General features: G+C 72.8%; 16 protein-coding genes. 8 read left to right on the top strand and 8 right to left on the bottom strand.

Going from position 1 to position 17,619, the window contains the following annotated elements:
- Positions 1-18: 18 nt before the first annotated feature.
- Complete coding sequence (locus ACFYS8_RS16805; RefSeq protein WP_387641652.1) at positions 19-1,566, top strand: HtaA domain-containing protein; 1,548 nt, start codon at positions 19-21, stop codon at positions 1,564-1,566.
- A gap of 208 nt (positions 1,567-1,774) precedes the next feature.
- Positions 1,775-3,763: an ATP-binding cassette domain-containing protein gene (locus ACFYS8_RS16800; RefSeq protein WP_387641649.1), complete on the top strand. Its 1,989-nt coding sequence runs from the start codon at positions 1,775-1,777 to the stop codon at positions 3,761-3,763.
- A gap of 68 nt (positions 3,764-3,831) precedes the next feature.
- On the opposite strand, the gene ACFYS8_RS16795 is transcribed toward ACFYS8_RS16800, so the two are convergent.
- Both ACFYS8_RS16795 and ACFYS8_RS16790 read right to left on the bottom strand, forming a co-directional pair.
- Positions 3,832-4,152: a hypothetical protein gene (locus tag ACFYS8_RS16795; RefSeq protein WP_387641647.1), complete on the bottom strand. Its 321-nt coding sequence runs from the start codon at positions 4,150-4,152 to the stop codon at positions 3,832-3,834.
- Between the two features lie 92 nt (positions 4,153-4,244).
- On the bottom strand, positions 4,245-4,919 hold the full coding sequence (locus ACFYS8_RS16790; RefSeq protein WP_387641645.1) for a heme oxygenase (biliverdin-producing): 675 nt from the start codon (positions 4,917-4,919) through the stop codon (positions 4,245-4,247).
- A 57-nt stretch (positions 4,920-4,976) separates the two neighbouring features.
- Between ACFYS8_RS16790 and ACFYS8_RS16785 the strand changes: the two genes are divergently transcribed.
- The gene (locus tag ACFYS8_RS16785) at positions 4,977-5,666 is read left to right on the top strand and encodes a hypothetical protein (RefSeq protein WP_387641642.1); all 690 of its coding nucleotides are present in this window, start codon (positions 4,977-4,979) and stop codon (positions 5,664-5,666) included.
- Here the strand turns inward: ACFYS8_RS16785 and ACFYS8_RS16780 are convergent.
- A complete protein-coding gene (locus ACFYS8_RS16780) occupies positions 5,663-5,878 on the bottom strand; it encodes a cold-shock protein (RefSeq protein WP_387641639.1) in 216 nt (71 codons plus the stop codon). The two genes, ACFYS8_RS16785 and ACFYS8_RS16780, sit on opposite strands and share 4 nt — an antisense overlap.
- Before the next feature lie 186 nt (positions 5,879-6,064).
- On the opposite strand from ACFYS8_RS16780, the gene ACFYS8_RS16775 reads away from it, so the two are divergent.
- Entirely contained in the window at positions 6,065-6,829 is a 765-nt protein-coding gene (locus tag ACFYS8_RS16775; RefSeq protein WP_387641636.1) for a methyltransferase domain-containing protein, read from the top strand.
- Positions 6,830-6,840: 11 nt separating this feature from the next.
- Here ACFYS8_RS16775 and ACFYS8_RS16770 read toward each other — a convergent pair whose 3' ends face one another.
- Positions 6,841-7,788, bottom strand: coding sequence for a hypothetical protein (locus ACFYS8_RS16770; protein WP_387641633.1), 948 nt, complete (start codon positions 7,786-7,788; stop codon positions 6,841-6,843).
- Between the two features lie 203 nt (positions 7,789-7,991).
- Between ACFYS8_RS16770 and ACFYS8_RS16765 the strand changes: the two genes are divergently transcribed.
- Positions 7,992-9,161, top strand: a complete 1,170-nt coding sequence (locus tag ACFYS8_RS16765; protein WP_387641631.1) for a serine hydrolase domain-containing protein — start codon at positions 7,992-7,994, stop codon at positions 9,159-9,161.
- A gap of 45 nt (positions 9,162-9,206) precedes the next feature.
- Here ACFYS8_RS16765 and ACFYS8_RS16760 read toward each other — a convergent pair whose 3' ends face one another.
- Positions 9,207-10,229 (bottom strand): methyltransferase domain-containing protein, encoded by a 1,023-nt coding sequence (locus ACFYS8_RS16760; protein WP_387641628.1) that lies wholly within the window; start codon positions 10,227-10,229, stop codon positions 9,207-9,209.
- A gap of 108 nt (positions 10,230-10,337) precedes the next feature.
- Between ACFYS8_RS16760 and uppS the strand changes: the two genes are divergently transcribed.
- Positions 10,338-11,114 carry a polyprenyl diphosphate synthase gene (uppS, locus tag ACFYS8_RS16755; RefSeq protein ID WP_387641626.1) on the top strand — a complete coding sequence of 259 codons (777 nt, stop codon included), beginning with the start codon at positions 10,338-10,340 and terminating at the stop codon, positions 11,112-11,114.
- A gap of 104 nt (positions 11,115-11,218) precedes the next feature.
- On the opposite strand, the gene ACFYS8_RS16750 is transcribed toward uppS, so the two are convergent.
- The 3 genes from ACFYS8_RS16750 to ACFYS8_RS16740 all read right to left on the bottom strand — a co-directional run bounded on the left by ACFYS8_RS16750 (position 11,219) and on the right by ACFYS8_RS16740 (position 14,388).
- On the bottom strand, positions 11,219-12,298 hold the full coding sequence (locus ACFYS8_RS16750) for an arylcarboxylate reductase (RefSeq protein WP_387641624.1): 1,080 nt from the start codon (positions 12,296-12,298) through the stop codon (positions 11,219-11,221).
- Positions 12,295-13,257, bottom strand: a complete 963-nt coding sequence (locus tag ACFYS8_RS16745) for an ACP S-malonyltransferase (RefSeq protein ID WP_387641622.1) — start codon at positions 13,255-13,257, stop codon at positions 12,295-12,297. The genes ACFYS8_RS16750 and ACFYS8_RS16745 overlap by 4 nt, the downstream gene beginning before the upstream one ends.
- A 369-nt stretch (positions 13,258-13,626) precedes the next feature.
- On the bottom strand, positions 13,627-14,388 hold the full coding sequence (locus ACFYS8_RS16740) for a thioesterase II family protein (protein WP_387641619.1): 762 nt from the start codon (positions 14,386-14,388) through the stop codon (positions 13,627-13,629).
- Between the two features lie 464 nt (positions 14,389-14,852).
- Here ACFYS8_RS16740 and ACFYS8_RS16735 point away from each other — a divergent pair, with 464 nt between their 5' ends.
- Together ACFYS8_RS16735 and ACFYS8_RS16730 are read left to right on the top strand one after the other, a co-directional pair.
- Positions 14,853-16,685 carry a BTAD domain-containing putative transcriptional regulator gene (locus ACFYS8_RS16735; RefSeq protein ID WP_387642166.1) on the top strand — a complete coding sequence of 611 codons (1,833 nt, stop codon included), beginning with the start codon at positions 14,853-14,855 and terminating at the stop codon, positions 16,683-16,685.
- A gap of 131 nt (positions 16,686-16,816) precedes the next feature.
- Positions 16,817-17,479 carry a class I SAM-dependent methyltransferase gene (locus tag ACFYS8_RS16730; protein WP_387641617.1) on the top strand — a complete coding sequence of 221 codons (663 nt, stop codon included), beginning with the start codon at positions 16,817-16,819 and terminating at the stop codon, positions 17,477-17,479.
- Positions 17,480-17,619 lie beyond the last annotated feature (140 nt).

The raw sequence follows: 17,619 nt of genomic DNA, 5'->3' as shown, positions 1-17,619 counted from the left end.
TCCTGGAGTCCTTCACCCATGTCCCGGACCGCCACGTCCCACCGCAACCGCACCCGCCTGGCCGCCCTCGCCGCCGTCACCACCGGCCTCGGCCTGACCGCCTTCGGCCTGCCCGGCCTCGCGTTCGGCGCCGGCGCCCCCACCGCCGTCACCTACGACACCGGCTCGCTCGACTGGGGCGTCAAGGCCAGCTTCCGCAACTACGTCACCGGCCCGGCGGGCGGCGGCAGCGTCGAACTGACCGGCGGCGCAACCGTCAACACGGACGGCTCGTACCACTTCAACCTCGCCTCCGCCGGCTACGACACGACGACCCACTCGCTGAACGCGGCCTTCGACGGCGGGGTCCGCTTCCTCGCCCACGGCGGCGCGCTCGACGTCGCCATCAGCGACCTGCGAATCACCACCAGCGGCAGCACCGGCACCCTCACCGCCGACACCGCCTCCAAGGAGACCGTCGGCGCCCCCACCCCGACGCTCCGCCAGGACGTCCCGCTGGCCACCTTCACCGTCGCCCGCGACACCACCAACGGCACCGCCACCCCCGCCAAGCTCACGGCGGAGGGCGCCAAGGCCTTCGCCGGCTTCTACCAGGCCGGTACCGAACTGGACCCGCTGTCCATCGTCCTGAAGCAGTCCACCACTTCGCCGTCCCCGACCCCGACCACCGAGCCGTCCACCGAGCCGTCCACTCAGCCCACCACCCAGCCCTCGACCGAACCGACCACCGAGCCGTCGGCCCAGCCCAGCACCTCCCCCACTCCCTCCACCTCCGCCAGCCCCTCCCCCTCGACCTCCCCCTCCCCCTCGGCCTCCGCCTCCACCCCGGCGAGCAACGAACTGGCAGTCGTCGACGGCCGTTTGGAGTGGGGCGTCAAGGAAGGCTTCCGCAGCTACGTGACGGGGCCGATCGCCGGCGGCAAGGTGCAGTTCGACGACGGCGCGAACGACTACCGCTTCGGGTCGGCCACCGGCAGTTACCGCACCGACAACCACGCGCTGACGGCCGACTTCGCGGGCTCGGTCCGCTTCCTCGGCCACCAGGCGGCCGACGGCCACTACGAGTTGGACACCCGGCTCTCCAAGCTGGGCCTCCGGGTGGACGCCGGCGGCGCGTACCTGGTCGCCGACGTCTCCGCCGCCACTCGCGGGGGCGGCTCGCCGGTCTCCCTCCGCGCGGTGCGCCTCGCCCAACTCGACCTCTCCAAGGCCGACTTCAAGCCCGTCAACGGCGTGGTGACGCTCCGTCAGGTCCCGGCCAAGCTCACCGCCGACGGCGTCCCGGCGTTCGGCACCTACCGCGCGGGCGAGGCCCTTGACGCGCTGACCGTCACCCTCTCCTTCGACCGCAACGCCACCCTCCCGACCCCGGGCACCGCCCCAACCACCGGCACCACCGGCACCGGCGGCACCGGCGCGACCCTCACCAGCACCGACAGCCCCAGCGGCGAACTCGCCTTCACCGGCGGCGGCACCGGCTCCATGCCGCTGCTCGCCACCGCCGCCGGCCTGGTCCTGCTGGGCGGCGCCACCACCGTCCTGGTCCGCCGCCGCACCACCGGCTGACCGATCCAGGCACCGGGCCCGGACGGGAGTCGAGAGGCTCCCGCCCGGGCCCGACCCGTTGCGGTGACACCGGCGCACGCTCGAAACGTCACCGTTCGACCCGGACTCGCCCAGAGGCCGGAGCCACTTGAACCCCGAATTCGAACAGCACCATCATCGGACGTGGCCCACCTCCACAAGCAGCCAACTCGGCCCACAGGAGTGCCACTTGACCGACCACACCGCAGCCCACCTGCCCGGGCCCCGCGCCGCCGCCCTCGAGCCGCCCCCGGAGCGGATGGAGGCCGCGCCGACCGGCGGCGACCTCGGCAGGCACGTCACCCGGGGCTTCTGGGAGACGTTCGAGGGTGAGGCCGCCCGGACCGGGCTGCTGACCATCGCCCGCCGTCTGCCCGCGATCGTCCGGCAGGTGTGGGGCACCGCGTGGCGGGCCGACCGGCGTGCCGCCGTCCTCGTCGCGGTGCTGCAACTCGCCTCCGCCGCCATGGCTTCGGCCGGACTGCTCGCGGGCCTCGGCGTGATGCAGAAGGTGTTCGCGGGCGGCGCGACCCAGGAGCGCATCCGTGCGGCGCTGCCCGCGCTGGCGCTGGTCGCCGTGCTGCTGATGCTCCGGGCGGTAGTCGACACCGGTATCTCGTACTGGCAGGCGGGGCTCGGGCCGCGGGTGCGCCAGCAGTTGGAGGGCGAGTTCCTGGCCCTGACCGGCCGCGTCGAACTCGCCGCCGTCGACGATCCCACCTGGGCCGACGAGGTCCGGCGCGCCCACGACCGCGGCCTGTACTACGCCAAGGACTCCATCGACAAGACGATCGAACTCGCCAGCGCCGTCCTGGCGTTGCTGGGCGCGGCCGGTGTCCTCGGCCTCCTGCACCCCGTCCTGCTGGTGCTGCTGCTCGCCGCCGTCGTCCCCAAGGGTGCCGCGTCCGTCCACTCCATCCGCACCGGCTATCTCTCCGCCGTGCGGCAGAGTTCGCTGCGCCGCCGGATGATGCACTTCGCGTGGGTGCTGTACGAGCGGGACACCGCTGCCGAACTGCGCGTCTCCACCGCCCAGGACGCGCTGCTGGCCGAGTACCACTCGCTGTCCGCGCGGATCACCGGCGAGGAGGTCGCCCTCGGCAAGCACCAGGCCCGGGCGGCCGCCACCGGCCGCACGCTCGGCGGGATCGGCATGTTCGCCACCTACGCGGCGCTCGCCTGGATGCTGGGCGCGGGGTGGATGCCGCTGGCCACCGGCGGCGCCGCCTACCTCGCCATCCAGGCCAGTCAGAGCGCCCTGTTGCGGGTGGTGATCGCCGGACACCGGGTGTTCGAGAACGCCCTGTGGGTGGAGGACCTGAACCGCTTCGAGGAGAGCTGCCGGGCCCGGCTGCCACGCACCGGGGCACCCGCGCCCGAGACGGTGAAGACGATCACGGTCAGCGACGTGCACTTCGCCTACCCGCAGGGCAAGCAGGCCCTGCACGGCGTGAGTCTGACCCTGGAGGCCGGGAAGAAGTACGCGTTCGTCGGCGCCAACGGCTCCGGCAAGTCCACCCTGTCGCGGATCCTCGCCGGGCTGTACGAGCCGACGGCCGGCACGGTGGCCTGGGACGGGGTGGACGTGCGCACCTTCGACGCGGCCACGCTCACCGGCCGGGTCGCCCTCGTCCTCCAGGACCCGGGGCACTGGCCGCTGTCCGCCCTCGCCAACGTCACCATCGGCTCCGGCAGCGTCACCGCCGCCGACCCCGAACGCGCGCTGCGCGCCGTGACGGCAACCGGCGCCGACCGGGTGATCGCCGCTCTCGACCAGCGGTGGCAGACCGTCCTGAGCCCGCAGTTCGAGGGCGGCGCGGAACTCTCCGACGGCAACTGGTCGAAGGTCGCCTGCGCACGCGGCCTGTACCAGCAGGCCCCGGTACTGCTGATGGACGAGCCCACCGCCAGCATGGACCCGCTCGCCGAGGACCGGCTGTTCCGCGCCGTCCTCGACGAGTACGCCGGCCCCGACACCATCACCGTCCTGGTCTCCCACCGCCTCGGCCCCGCCACCGCCTGCGACCGCGTGTTCGTGTTCGACGAGGGCCGGATCGTCGAAGGCGGCAGCCACCGGGAGCTGATGGAACTCGGCGGCGCCTACGCGAAAATGTTCGACATCCAGGCCGCCGCCTACCGCGCCCCTGCGCCCCCCGCAGCCGCAAGCTCCGGGCGGTGAGACCGGGCCCGACTCGCCTGCCCGGTCGTCAGGCCTGGTGCGGATGCCCCTCGGCGGGTGCTTTGGTCCTACGAGGCCCCGTCCGGGGCCTGGCGTTCCGCGGCGAGGACGGCGAGTTCGCGCAGGTGGACGAAGTACTCGCGGGCCTCGGCGTCCTCGCCGAGCGCGGGGAGGATGCGGTGGACGGCGGCGATGCCGTTCCGGAGGGCCTCGCGGCGACGGTGGTCGAGCGGGCCGGTCAGGGCGGAGGACACGCAGCCGGCCAGGTGACTGTCGAGCAGGACCAGGTCTTCGCCGTCGGGGGCCTGCCGGTAGCAGCTGCGCGGGAACGGCAGGGCGAGGAAGTCCTGCCACAACTGGTTCAGCCGGTCGGGGTGCGTGTCGCTCATGGCGTCGATGATGCCCGAACGAACGGCGCCGGTGTCACCCCGTCCCGGCCTGCGGAAGAACGCCCATCGAACAGCGAGCTTTTGACGATCCGTCAGACCACCGGCGCGTGCCGCCGGCCGAGCTCCGCGAATATCTCGCCGTTGAGCGTGAACGCGCGCTTGCACTCCTCGGCGACCCGCCCGCGCTCCGCCTCGTCCATCAGCTCGCCCGCGGCGTCCAGCTTGGCGCGGTAGTCGCGCTTGAACGCGGCGGGGTTGTCGATCTCCTCGAAGACGTAGAACCGGACGCCGTCGCCCTTGCGCGCGAAGCCCCAGGTGCGTTCGGCGACGCCGCGGATGATCTGACCGCCCGACAGGTCGCCGAGGTAGCGGGTGTAGTGGTGGGCGAGGTAGCCGGCCAGCCAGTCGGCCGCGAGGGCGTGGATCCGCTCGGCGCAGGCGGTGGTGGCGGGCAGCGGGGCGAGGGTCTCGCGCCAGTCGGGGCCGGCCAGGTGGTCGAGGTCGCGTTCGATGGCGGCGGTGCGCAGCAGGGCCCGGTCGAGGAGCGGCCCGGCCACGGGGTGGTCGGCGAGATCGGCCAGGTGCGCCTCCAACGCCCGGTAAACGTAAAGGAGTTGGCCGGTGAGGTCGGTGTAGGCCTCGATGCCGAGCCGTCCGCCGAGCAGGTCGCTCATGAAGGAGGACTGTTCGGCCGCCTCATGCTCCTCCGCGCTGGCGGTGCGGAGCTCGGTGGAGAACGGGACGGGCAGCAGGGTGGGGCTGGGCATGGGGCAGGGCCTCCAGAGATCGAATTCCCCCGACGACATAGGTGAGCCTAACCTAAGTTGCGCCGTTGCCGACACCCTGTCGGCAAACCTTCCCGAAGCATCAAACCGCTCGCCCCCGAGGCGTTTCAGCACGACCCGCTCCCCGGCCGCGACGAACGGAACTCGCACCTGGCGCTCGTCGCGCCCTGGCACAGCCCGCTGCACCACGACACCGGTTGCGCGGCCGGCGCCCTGGCCGTTCCCTTCCTGATCCGCATCGCCGTCGGGCACCCTTTCCACCGTGCCGCGTTTCTGGCACTCGTCGCGGGCCTGGCCCGCCGCCAGCACCTCGGCGACGGCAGCCGCACCGGCCTGCTGCGTGCTGCCCGCGCCGACGACCAACCGATCTTCGAACCGTCCGGCTACCTGGCGAACTGGTCGGTCCAGGCTGCTCGCGAAGCCCTGGCGGCAGACGCCGAACTGCTGGTGCCGCTGCTCGGCGATCCCGACCCGGAGGTCCGGCAGCACGCCGCCTACGCCCTGACTGCGGCCCTGGGCAGGTCCGAGCCGGTCATGCCTCCACTTCACCGGCCGCCTGGACTGAACAGCCCCTCGGGCCGAACTCCCGACGCCGGCGGCCGGGGCGGCGATCGAGATCCGGCAGCAGGGGCGGCGATCGAGATCCGGCGGCAGGAGCGGCCGCGCACCCGGACGACGGACGTTCGGCCACGGGCGTCCCCGGGTGCAGCGCCCCCGACCGGCTACTAACCGACGACCTGGACCCTGTCGGCCTGGAGCCCCTTCTGCCCCTGGACCGCCTCGAAGGTGACCTTCTGCCCCTCCGCCAGAGACTTGAAGCCCTGACTCTCGATTGCCCTGAAGTGCACGAACAGGTCCGCCGATCCGTCCTCGGGCGAGATGAACCCGTAGCCCTTCTCGTCGTTGAACCACTTGACGGTGCCGTTCTGGCGCTCGGCCATGTCTCCTCCTGTAATGGTGCGGCTACTGTCTGCAGCTATGGCGTGATCATTCCACAGGGCGCTGCCGAACGAGAGTTGATCGACGGAGGCCGGTTCACCCGAGCCGCCGGACCTTCCGGCGGACCTGGTGGACACCGCGCGAAAACCTCTACCGGCAGCCGGGAGGGGCAGGGTTGAATGCATGCCATGGACGCTTCATTCGATGCCCTCCTCGACGAGGCGGCTGGCGCCCCGGTCGACGGCTGGGACTTCTCCTGGCTGGACGGCCGGGCGACCGAGCAGCGCCCCTCCTGGGGCTACCAGCGGCTGCTGGGCGAGCGGCTCTCCGCCGCCACCGCCGCGCTCGACCTGCAGACCGGCGGCGGCGAGGTGCTGGCGGGTGCCGGGCCGAAGAACTTCCCGCCCACCCTGGCCGCCACCGAGGGCTGGCCGCCGAACGCGGCCCGGGCCACCCGCCTGCTGCACCCGCTCGGCGCCGCCCTGGTGACGCACCAGCAGGGCACCCAACTGCCGTTCTGCGACGGCGCGTTCGACCTGGTGACGAGTCGCCACCCGATCGCGGTGCAGTGGCCGGAGATCGCCCGCGTCCTCACCCCCGGCGGCAGCTACTTCGCGCAGCACGTCGGCGGCCGCTCCAACGTGGAGCTGACCGCGTACTTCCTCGGCCCGTTCGAGGTGGGCGACTCGCGCGAGCCGGAGGTGGAGTCGGCGCAGGCCCGGGCGGCGGGGCTGGAGATCGTGCAGTGCCGCAACGAGCGGCTGCGGCTGGAGTTCTTCGACGTCGGCGCCGTGGTCTGGTTCCTGCGCAAGGTGGTCTGGGCGGTGCCGGACTTCACCGTCGAGCGCTACCGCGAGCGCCTGCGCGAGCTGCACGACCACATCGCGCGTGAGGGCGCGTTCGTCTCCACCACCTCCCGCACCCTGATCGAGGCCCGCAAACCCGCCACCTGACGCCCACCGCCTCAGCGTGCGAGCCACCGCACGGGGTGCCCGGCCGGTCCCCTGGTCAGCCAGCTGCCGTCGCCGAGCGGCTGCAGGTCGTAGGCATGCTCACCGTGGGTGGTCAACTCGCCGAGGACCCGGCCGTCGTGGGCATCGACGCGGTAGGTCCGGAACCACTCCTGCTCGTCCTCGGTCTCGCCGGCCAGGACGAGCAGCAGGGTGTCCGCGTCGAGGTACCCGCCGCTCCACTCGACGACGGCCTCCGGCTCGGCGTCGTCGCCGAAGTCGCCCAGGGCGAGGGTGAGTTGCACCTCGCCGCCGGGGAGCGCGAGCACGGTGGCGTCCTCCTGCCCGTGATCGACCGTCAGCAGGTGGCGGCCGTCGGGCGACATGCCGATCGGGCAACGGTCGTCCCACGGCAGGTGCTCGACCCGGAGGCCGTCCTCGGTCAGTGTGCCCCGGTACACGGTGGTGCCATCCTGACCCTCGCCGACGTCGAGCAGCATCGCCCCGCTCGCCCGGTCCACCCACTGCTCGCCGCCCTGACCGACCGTCTTCAGCTCGGCCCGCCCGAGCAGCGCGCCGGTCGCGGCGTCCAGCACCGTCCAGAGGTCGGCCTCGCCACGCCCGGCCATCACGTCCGGCTGGTAGACCCAGACGCTCCGCCCGTCCGGCGCCAGCGCGCAGTTCGGCGCGTGACTCCACGACCTTCCCTGCTCCGGCGCGAACCCGAAGCGCCACACCTGCTGTCCGTCCGCCGCCACGCACACCACGCCGTCCCGCGTGGCGTAGTACGCCCGGGCGAGGTCGGCCGGCACCGCCGGGCTCACCACCTCGTCCCCGGCCACCGGCCGGAAGACGGCGACGGGCGCCAGTTCGCCCACCGCGCTGCTGGAGGGCCGGTAGGCGCATATCCGGCCGTCCACCAGGCGCGTGACGACGGGGTGGTGGTGCGGGGAGTCGTTCATGCCGGGGACGTTAGCGGGCGCCCGTGACACACCCCGCGCTCCCCGTCGTTCGACGGGGTCACGGCGCACGCCCTTCCGTCCGGAGAATGATCTTCCATTCCGGTCTCTCCTCCCGGCGAGTGATGCCGTGGGGTCGCCGGAGCCGTGAGGCTGTCGGGCGACGAACCCCCTTCTGATCTGAGCGTCTGTCGAAGGAGACTCGTGTGAAGAATTACCGATCCGCGCTGCGGCTGGCCGCGTCCTTGCTGGCGGGTGCGTCGGTGTTCGCCCTGGCGCCCACGGCCGGGGCAGCCACCGTGGGCAGCCCGGTCCCGCCGCGGGCCGCGCTCCAGCAGGGGCTGGACGCGCTGACCGTGCGGGCGGGTGCGACCGGCGCGGTCGCCGAGGTGCGCGACCACGGGCGGGCGGTGTGGCGCGGCACGTCGGGCGTCGCCGACCTGACCACGCAGCAACCCGCGCCGGTGGACGGGGAGTTCCGGGCGGGCAGCGTCACCAAGACGTTCGTCGCCACCGTCGTGCTCCAGCTCTCGGCGGAGCGCCGGGTGGGCCTGGACGACCCGATCGAGCGCTACCTGCCGGGCATGATCCCGAACGGCGCGAACATCACCGTCCGCCAGGTGCTGAACCACACCGCGGGCCTGTTCGACTTCCTGGAGGACCCGAAGTTCGCGTACGAGTCGGACGACGCGCTGCGTCAACTCCTCGCCGTGGACCGGTGGAAGACCCTCGCCCCCCGCGACCTGATCGCGATCGGCGTCTCGCACCCGCCGTACTTCCCGCCCGGCCAGGGCTGGCACTACTCCAACACCGACTACCTGGTGCTGGGCGAACTGGTGCGGCAGGTCACCGGCAACGACTGGCGGACGGAGGTCAACCACCGGGTGCTCCAGCCGCTGGGCCTGCGCCACACCTTCCTGCCGGGCACCTCGACCACCGTCCCGGGGCCGCACAGCCACGGCTACCTGGCGCTGCCCGACGGGCCGGCCGACATCACCGAGCTGAACCCGTCGATGGCGGGCGCGGCCGGTGAGATCATCTCCACCACGGACGACCTGGCCCGCTTCAACGCGGCGCTGCTCGGCGGCCGGCTGCTGGCCCCCGCGCAGCTCGCCGAGATGACCACCACGGTGGCGGCGGACGAGCAGCCGCCGACCCGTTACGGCCTGGGCCTGATGCAGCTGCGGACCTCCTGCGGCGAGGTCTGGGGCCACCCGGGCGGCATCCACGGCTACGTCACCTACCTGTTCGGCGACCGCTCCGGCACCCGCCAGATCGCCATCTCGGCGAACCCCTACGACCCGCAGAAGGGCGCCGAACTGACCCCGGCCGTCCTGAGCCTGATCGACCTCACCTTCTGCGGCCCGAAGTCCTGACCCGCCCGACCGCCCCACTCCCCACCCGAGCGGGGCGGTCCTCCTTCAGACCTTCTCGGCCGTGACCACGTACAGCGTGACGGACGCCAGGAACGGCCCGTGCGCAAGGTGGTCGAGAAACTCCTCCCCCTGCTCACGGGTCAAGTAGCCTGCGGCGACGGCGCGTTCGGTGTTGCGGTGCAGGCCGAGCACCTGGTCGGCGGCGCGGACCTCGCGGTACACCGAGGTGATGGGGACGACGGCCCGCACCTCGAAGCCGGACTGTGCGGCGAGCCGGGGCAGTTGACGTCCGATCACGGGGTTGCGAACGATCCGGTCGGCGAGGTGCCTGGTCCAGGCACGGGCGATGTCCAGGTCGGGGTGGTCGACGGCCAGTGTGTCCCAGTCGGGCTCGGCGGCGACCAGCCGCCCGCCGGGGCGCAGCACTCGGTGGGCCTCGGCCAAAGCCCTTGGCACGTCGGTGAGATGCTGCATCAGCCGGTCGGTGCGCACCCGGTCCGCACAGTCGGCGGCCAGCGGGAGGGCGTGCACGTCGGCATGCAGGACGCGGGCCTCCGGAAGCATGGCCGCCTGCCGAACCATCACTGGATCGTGGTCGATGCCGACGACCCGGCCGCGGGCGGTGACGGCGCGGGCCAGCGCCTCCAGGTCGGTGCCGGGGCCGCAGCCCCAGTCGAGCACGAGCTGCCCGGGGCGGGCGTCGAGGGCGTCCAGCAGGACCTGCTTGTAGGCGCGGACCTGGTCGGTGGCGGCGAGCCGTTCCTGGTAGGCGATCCGGTCGGGCACGACGGTCTCGAACAGCCGCCCGGTGACGTCGGCGAGCGCGCCCAACTCCCGCCCCAGCGTGGCCCGCCCGTCCTCGGTGAGCCGGATCGGGCGACGCCGCCCGTCGCCGTCCAGGTAGGCGATCAGGCCCTTTCCGTGCAGCCGGGCGAGCGCGCCGGAGAGGCTTCCGCGGCCGAGCCGGGCGCCGGTCATCCGCTCGATGGCGGTGTTGACGGCGTATCCGTGCAGGGGGCCGTCGGCGAGCGCGGACAGCACGAGCATCTGGGCGTCGTTGGTGCGCACCCGGTTCCCTCCCGATTCCCGATAGCACGCGACGCGTGCTATTCATGTCCCAGTATGCACCGGGTGAACCGCCGCCTGGCAACCGACCGATCCCTGAAGGACCGTCATATGCGCCTCACCGCCTCGCTGTACGCGCTGTACACCCGCCGCCTGCGCCGCCGCCTGGCCGGCGCCGAACTCCCCCGCCACATCGGCCTGATCATGGACGGCAACCGCCGCTGGGCCCGCGAACGCGGCCTCGCGGACACCCGGCTCGGCCACCGTTTCGGCGCGCAGCACGTCGGCTCGGTCCTGAAGTGGTGCGAGACACTGGGGATTCGGCACGTGACGGTGTTCGTGTGCTCGGCGGAGAACCTCCAGCGCCGCGGCGACGACGAGATCACCTACCTGATGCGGGTGATCGAGGACGTCCTGACCGCCCACCTGACCGTCCCCCGCCCCCGCTGGCAGGTCCACCTGGCCGGCGACCTGGACACCCTCCCGGATACCACCGCCCGCGCCCTGAAGCACGCGGTCGAGGCGACCGCCGACTGCACCACCGGCGCCCAACTGACCCTGGCTGTCGGCTACGGCGGCCGCCAGGAACTGGTCGACGCCGTCCGCGACCTGCTGCACGAACAGGCCGACGCCGGACGCCCCACCCGGGACATCGCCGACACCCTGACCGCCGAGGACATCGCCCGCCACCTCTACACAGCGGGCCGCCCGGACCCGGACCTGGTGATCCGCACCAGCGGCGAACAGCGCATGTCCAACTTCCTGCTCTGGCAGACCGCCTACGCCGAGCTCTACTTCTGCGAGGCCTACTGGCCGGCCTTCCGCGAACTCGACTTCCTCCGCGCCCTCCGCGCCTACGCGGCCCGCCGACGCCGCTACGGCGCCTGACGCCGTACGGCATCCAGCACTCCGGGGCTCCGGTTCCCAGGGGCACCCGCCGACAGCCGCGGTCGGGCGCCCCCTGCAACCTGCCGTCGTTGCGGGGCGACGGTTCAGTAGAGGCCCTCGGGGGACGAACTGGCGATCTGGAGGGGGCGGACGTTGGCGACGCCGTCGGTGGGCCAGTGGTCGGTCGGGTGACGGAGGGCCTGGTCGCGTTCCAGGATGTTGGGGAGGAAGAGGTCCTCGTGGAGGACGGTGAGCCGTACCTGGCCGACCGTGCCGGGGGCGACCGTGGTCATGGGGTCGGCCTTGTCGACCACCGCCATGGTGACCTGCGGGTAGTTCGGGACGTAGCTGATCAGTTCGCCGTCCCGCTCGATGTCCAGCAAGGCCGCGTTGCCGAAGGTGTTGCCGTAGGTCAGCCCGCAGATCCCGCCCTGCAGGGCGGCGGTGAAGGTCCGGTACATGTCGGCGCTGATCTGGGTGCCGCTCAGGCGGACGCCGTCGAGGGCGGCGACCAGTTCGGGCCGGTGCTGGCGGAGGGCCTGGAAGAGGGCCGGGGTGGTGTTGACGTAGTGGACCCGGCCCGGTGCGAGGACGTCGGCGATCTGCTCCAGCAGGTGGGTGGTGTAGTCGCCGACCTCGGCCATGCGTCCCGCCCGGATCAGGCGCTTCACCCATCGGGGGTCCATGTCCACGGCGTACACCTGGCCGGCGTGGAGTTCGGAGACCTCGTGGACGCCGTTGCCGATCAGGTGCGGTCCGGTGGGGGTGGCCTGCAGCCAGGTGCGGCCCGGTGCGAAGCCCTCCCGGACGAAGGACCAGCGGCGCCAGAGCGCCCGGTGCCGCAGCATGTCGGGGGTGTAGAACGCCCGGCAGGGGGTGCCGGTGGTGCCGCCGGTGTCCCAGACCCGGCCGACGAGCGGCCTGGGCACCGACAGCGGGACGAGGTCCGCGGGGTCCTGCGTGCGCAGCCGGTCGAGCGGGAACGGGCCGAAGGCCACGAGCTGGTCGTAGCGGGTGATGTCGCGTGGGTCGAAGTCCAGCTCGGGGGCCTGCCCGAGCCAGTAGGGGCTTCCGGTCACCGGGTCGAAGTGCCGCCGGACCACGGTGCGGGTCCACTCGTCGAGGTCGGTGTCCAGCCATCGCGCGATCTGGGTGTCCGGGTCGGCGCCGGTGAGGGCGGTCACGACAGGGCCGGGGCGCCGGAGAGGTCGATGCCGAGCTCGTAGGCGGTGGTCAGGGCCTGCTCGACGTGCTCGGGCCGCTCGATGTGCACCACCGGGAAGGGGAACGCGAGGATGCCCTCGGGAATCGAGGGTCCCATCACCAGCCCGAGCTGTACGCCCTGCTCCTTCATCCCGGTGTAGACGTCGACCAGGCTGATCGGGTCGGTGGAGTTGCGCTGGAAGAGGTCCCTGACCTCGGCGCCGGTGCGCAGGACCTTGGGCTCCAGGCAGGACAGCAGGGGAATCTCGGGGTCGCCGAAGGGGATCGCGTCGATCCGCGGGGCCATGAAGTCGCGGTAGGGCCGGCGCAGCGGGGTGTGGACGGCGATGGTGCGGCCGGGGAGCGGGACGACCGTTCCCGGCGGGACCTCGGCGGCGAGCGCGCCGAGTGCTTCGGCGTGGCCGGCGAGCATCATGATGCGCTTGGTGCCGTCGGCCGTGGGGCCGAAGTCGCCCGCCAGGTAGACGCCGGGGACGTTCTCGCCGGGGTGGGAGGGGGCACCGTCGTCGAGGGAGCCGAAGGCGATGGCTATGCCCTGCCGCGGGTCCTCGGCGGGCGGTTCGGGGGTGTCGCGGGATCCGGCCAGCATCTCGAACAGTTCCCGTCGCCCCAGCGATCCGGCGAGGCAGCTGGCGGTCATCGCGCCGAGGCTGAGGCCGCCGATGGCCGCGGGGCGCAGGTTGAACGAGGCGAGCACGTCGTGCACGCCGATCGCGAGGGCGGCTTCGCGGACCGTGCCGACGCTCTGGCGCTCCTCCTGGGCGGTCGGGAGGTCCTCCTCCAGGATCTGTCCGACCGTCAGTCCGGTCCACGTGGAGACTTGCTCGTACCAGTCCTGCACGACCTCGTAGGTCCGGTAGAGCTCCAGGCCGTGCGGCTCGGTCCCGACGCCGCCGCCGAACAGGTACCCCAGACTCATGACAGCTCCTGTGAATGGTGTGAAAGGAGGGAACGGTGGTGCGGATCGGGCGTGGTGCGGCAGAAGTGAACCCGACCGCACAATGCCGCAGAATCCGGCGTCCGACCGGACGCTCGGTAACCGGTCTCGCGACGCGATATCGAGACGATATCCGGATCTGGGAAAATCTCCGGCAGCACAGTGGCGGAGTTGCATTTCCCGCCTTCGAAAGGGATTTTCTCGGCCCGCAGCAACTCCGGGCGGACTCGCACGGCGGGAGACGGAGGAACGGCGCACCCCGTCCTCTCCTGGGACTCGGGGAATTCCGGGAGAACACGGGGTGGCCGTACCCCAAAGCCGGGCACGTCCGTTTCCCCGCCGTCCGGGCGTTCAGGCGCGCAGCGCGCCGGTGAGGTGGTCGCGGAGCACGGCGGTCACCTCGTCCGCCCGGCTGCTGAGGTAGAAGTGCCCGCCGGGGAAGACCTTGAGGTCGAACGCGGCCGTCGTGCGCTCGCGCCAGCGCCCGACCTCGGGGACCGGCGCCCAGCGGTCCTGGTCCCCCACCAGGGCGGTGACCGGGCAGCCGACCGCGGCGTCGCGGTCGGCGCGGTAGGCCCCGACCGCGCGGTAGTCGCCGCGCAGCGCGGGCAGCACCATCGCCAGCAGTTCCTCGTCCTCCAGGACTCGGGCGTCGGTGCCGCTCATGGCCCTGAGCTCGGCCACGATGCCCTCGTCGTCGACCGGGTGGGAGGAGTCGGGCCGGTCCGCGGACGGCCCCTTGCGGCCGGAGAGGAAGAGGTGGTCGATCCGGCCGCCCGCGCGCTCGATCCGCCGGGCCACCTCGAAGGCGACGAGCGCGCCCATGCTGTGCCCGAAGAGGGTCAGGGGGAGGTCGTCCCAGCGGCGCAGCGCTCGGGCCACCTCGTCGGCGACGCGGTGCAGGTCGTGGACGCCGGCTTCCTCCCGGCGGTCCTGCCTGCCGGGGTACTGCACGGCCAGGACGTCGACCGGGCCCTGCAGTGCGGCGGACACCGGGAAGTAGAAGCTCGCCGAGCCGCCGGCGTGCGGAAAGCAGACCAGGCGGCGGGTGGCCGCCGGCGAGGGGTGGAAGCGACGGCACCACAGGTCGCTGTCCAAAGAGAGGGAGGTCATGTCGGCCTTTCATTCTCTTCTCGAAATCCGCGCGGTGCCGGCGGGCGGGGTGTGGTGCTCGGTCAGGACATCCTCCGCACCGACGGGCCGTCGGGTGCGCGCTTATACGGAGAGCTTCGATCGACGGCGATCGGCGACTCACGGGCACCGCATATGACAGCAGCCTGCCATACCGCTCGGAATGTCAGCAAGTACTCACCGGAGCGCATCGATCCGCTCATGTCCGGGGTCAATTCCGGCCATCTTCTCCGGTGATTGGCGAGGACGTTGCGAAACGGAGCAATCCGGTGGGCTTTACTTGGCTCCGACTCGGCGGCACCGGTCCGACAGGACCGCGTTGACGCGTACACGGTCCCCCAAAGAGGCTGGAGGCAGCGTTGTTCACCGGCCGTGCGACGAAGAGGACTCTCCCCTTGAACTTCCTGTTGCTGGGCCCGCTTTCCATCCGGTTGAACGCGTGCGAGGTGCACGTGTCGGCGCCGAGGCAACGCGTGGTCATGGCAGCGCTCCTCTTCAACGCCAACCGGGTGATCTCGGTCGACCGGATCGCCGAGTACGTCTGGGACGGCGCCCCGCCGCCGAGTGCCGCCGCGACCATCCGCACCTACGTGATGCGCCTGCGGCAGTCGCTGGGCGAGATCGCCTCCGCCCGGATCCTCACCCGGGCGCCCGGCTACCTCCTCGAACTCGGCGAGCACGAGAGCGACCTCGGGCAGTTCACGGCCCACCGCCGGCGCGCGGCTGAACTGGCCGAGCGCGGAGACCTGGAGGGCTCCTCCGCCGCGCTGGCCGAGGCGCTCGCCCTGTGGCGCGAGGAGCCGCTGGCGGACATCCCGTCGCAGACGCTGCGCGACGTGGAGGGCCGCTACCTCCAGGAGCTCCGCCTGCAGACGATGGAGCTGCGGTTCGACGCGGAGCTGGCGCTGCTGCGGCACGCCGAGGTCGTGCCGGAGCTGGTGCGGCTGGTGCGGAAGCACCCCTTGCGGGAGGCCCTGGTGGGCAAGCTGATGCTGGCGCTGTTCCGCTCGGGACGGCAGTCGGAGGCCCTGGACCTCTACCGGCGCACCCGGGTGCTGCTCGTCGAGCAGCTCGGCACCGAACCGAGCGCCGATCTGCGCGAGGTCCACCGGCGCATCCTCTCGGTCCCCGACCGGCCCCGTACGCCCAACTCTCCGGAGCAGCCCGCGACGGCCCGGGCGGCGGCCCCCGCGTCGGCGCCGGCCGCCGTCTGGGACAGACCCTTCCGGCCGAATCCGGCGCAGCTCCCCTCGGTGCCGCTGCCGCTGTCGGCCCGCTCCGGTGCGCTGACCCGGCTGCAGCACTTCCTCACGACCGGCTCGATGCCCGCGGGCATGGTGGCGACGGCGGTGGTGACCGGCCGGGGCGGTGTCGGCAAGAGCGCGCTGGCCCTGCACGCGGCGCACGCCGTACGCGGCGCCTCGGTGCACGGCCAGCTCTACGCGGACCTCGGCGGAGCCGCCCGGCCGCTGACCGCCCGGGCGGTCCTGCCGCGGTTCCTGGCGGACCTCGGGGTGCCCCGGGACGAGATACCCGAGGAGTCGTCGGAGCGGGAGAGCCTCTACCGCTCGCTCACCGCGGGCCGTCGCCTGCTGGTGGTGCTCGACAACGCCTCCAGCACCGCGCAGGTGCGGCCGCTGATACCGGGCAGCGGGGGCAGCAGACTGCTGGTGACCAGCCGGCGGCGACTGGCCGACCTGGAGGGGGCGCGCACCCTCCAGCTCGGCCCGCTCGACGAGGCCGGGTCGCTGGAGCTGCTGGGCAGCATCGTCGGCCCGGCCAGGGTCGGTGCCGAACCGCAGGCGGCCCGTACGGTGCTGACGGTCTGCGCGGGCCTGCCGCTGGCGATACGGATCGCGGGGACCCGGCTGCTGGAGCGCCCGCACTGGAGCATCGGGTACTTAGCCCGACGGCTCACCGAGGCCCCGCAGCTGCTGGACGAACTGCACGCGGGCGACCTCGGTGTCCGGCCCTGCCTCGACGCCGACCACGCCGGGCTCCGGCGGACCGCTCCGGCCGGGGTCGACCCGGCCGAGGTGTTCACCGCGCTGGGGGCCGCCGGAGCGTGTTCGGTCTCCGGCAGCCGGGTCGCGATGATGTTCGGCTGCTCCGAGGAGCAGGCCGAGGAGGCCCTGGACGCCCTGGTCGAGGCGAACCTGCTGGGCGCGCCGACGGCGGGCCGCTACCGGCTGGACGCCCTGCTGCAGGCCTACGCCCACGAGCGGGCGCAGGCGGTCGCCGTCCGGCAGCACGACCAGCCGTACATGCGCGCCGGGTGACCTCCCGGCGGCCCGCTCGTCCCTCGCCCCGATCCTTTCGCCCCAATCTCCCCAGACCCGATCTCCCCCGCCCCGATCTCCCCAGACCCGATCTCCCCCGACCCCGATCACCTCCGAGAGGACCCTTCGCCATGGCCGACCAGACAACAGCCACCCGCGACCTGCTCGCCTACGTCCGGGAGGTCTCCCTCCGTGACGACGATCTGCTCAGGGAGCTGCGGGAGACCACCGCGGACCTGCCGGGCGGCACCGCCATGCAGGTGATGGCGGAGGAGGGCCAACTGCTGGCCCTGCTGGTCGGGTTGACGGGGGCCCGGGCGGTGCTGGAGATAGGCACCTTCACCGGCTACAGCACCCTGTGCATGGCCCGCGCCCTCCCGGCCGACGGGGTGCTGGTGTCCTGCGACATCGAGGAGCGGTGGCCGGCCATCGGCGCCGAGTTCTGGAAGCGGGACGGGGTCGACTCGCGGATCGACCTGCGGATCGGCGACGCCGCCGCGACCCTGGACGCGCTGCTGGCGGAGCGCGGACCGGAGAGCTTCGACCTGGTGTTCATCGACGCGGACAAGACCAACTACGTCCGCTACTACGAGACTTCGCTGGCGCTGCTGCGCGCCGGCGGTCTGATCGTGGTCGACAACACCCTCTTCTTCGGCCGGGTCGCCGATCCGGCCGCCGTGGACCCGGACACCGCCGGGGTCCGGGCGCTGAACCGGGCCCTGCACGAGGACCCCCGGGTGGAGCTGTCGCTGCTGATGATGGCCGACGGGATCACCCTCGTCCGCAAGCGCTGAAAGCAGCGGGCCGGGGGCCCGGGGGCCCCGGGGCGCCCGGGCCCCCCGCCCGCCCCGGGGTGCCCCCCCCCCCGCCCGGGGGGGGGGGGGGGGGGGGGGCCCCCGGGGGGGGGCGGGCCCCAACCGCGGGGCCGGGCCCC

The organism is Kitasatospora sp. NPDC004615, from assembly GCF_042873545.1.
GTDB lineage: Bacteria > Actinomycetota > Actinomycetes > Streptomycetales > Streptomycetaceae > Kitasatospora.
Note: the sequence above shows the minus strand (reverse complement) of the source record. Positions and strands in the feature narration are given on the sequence as shown.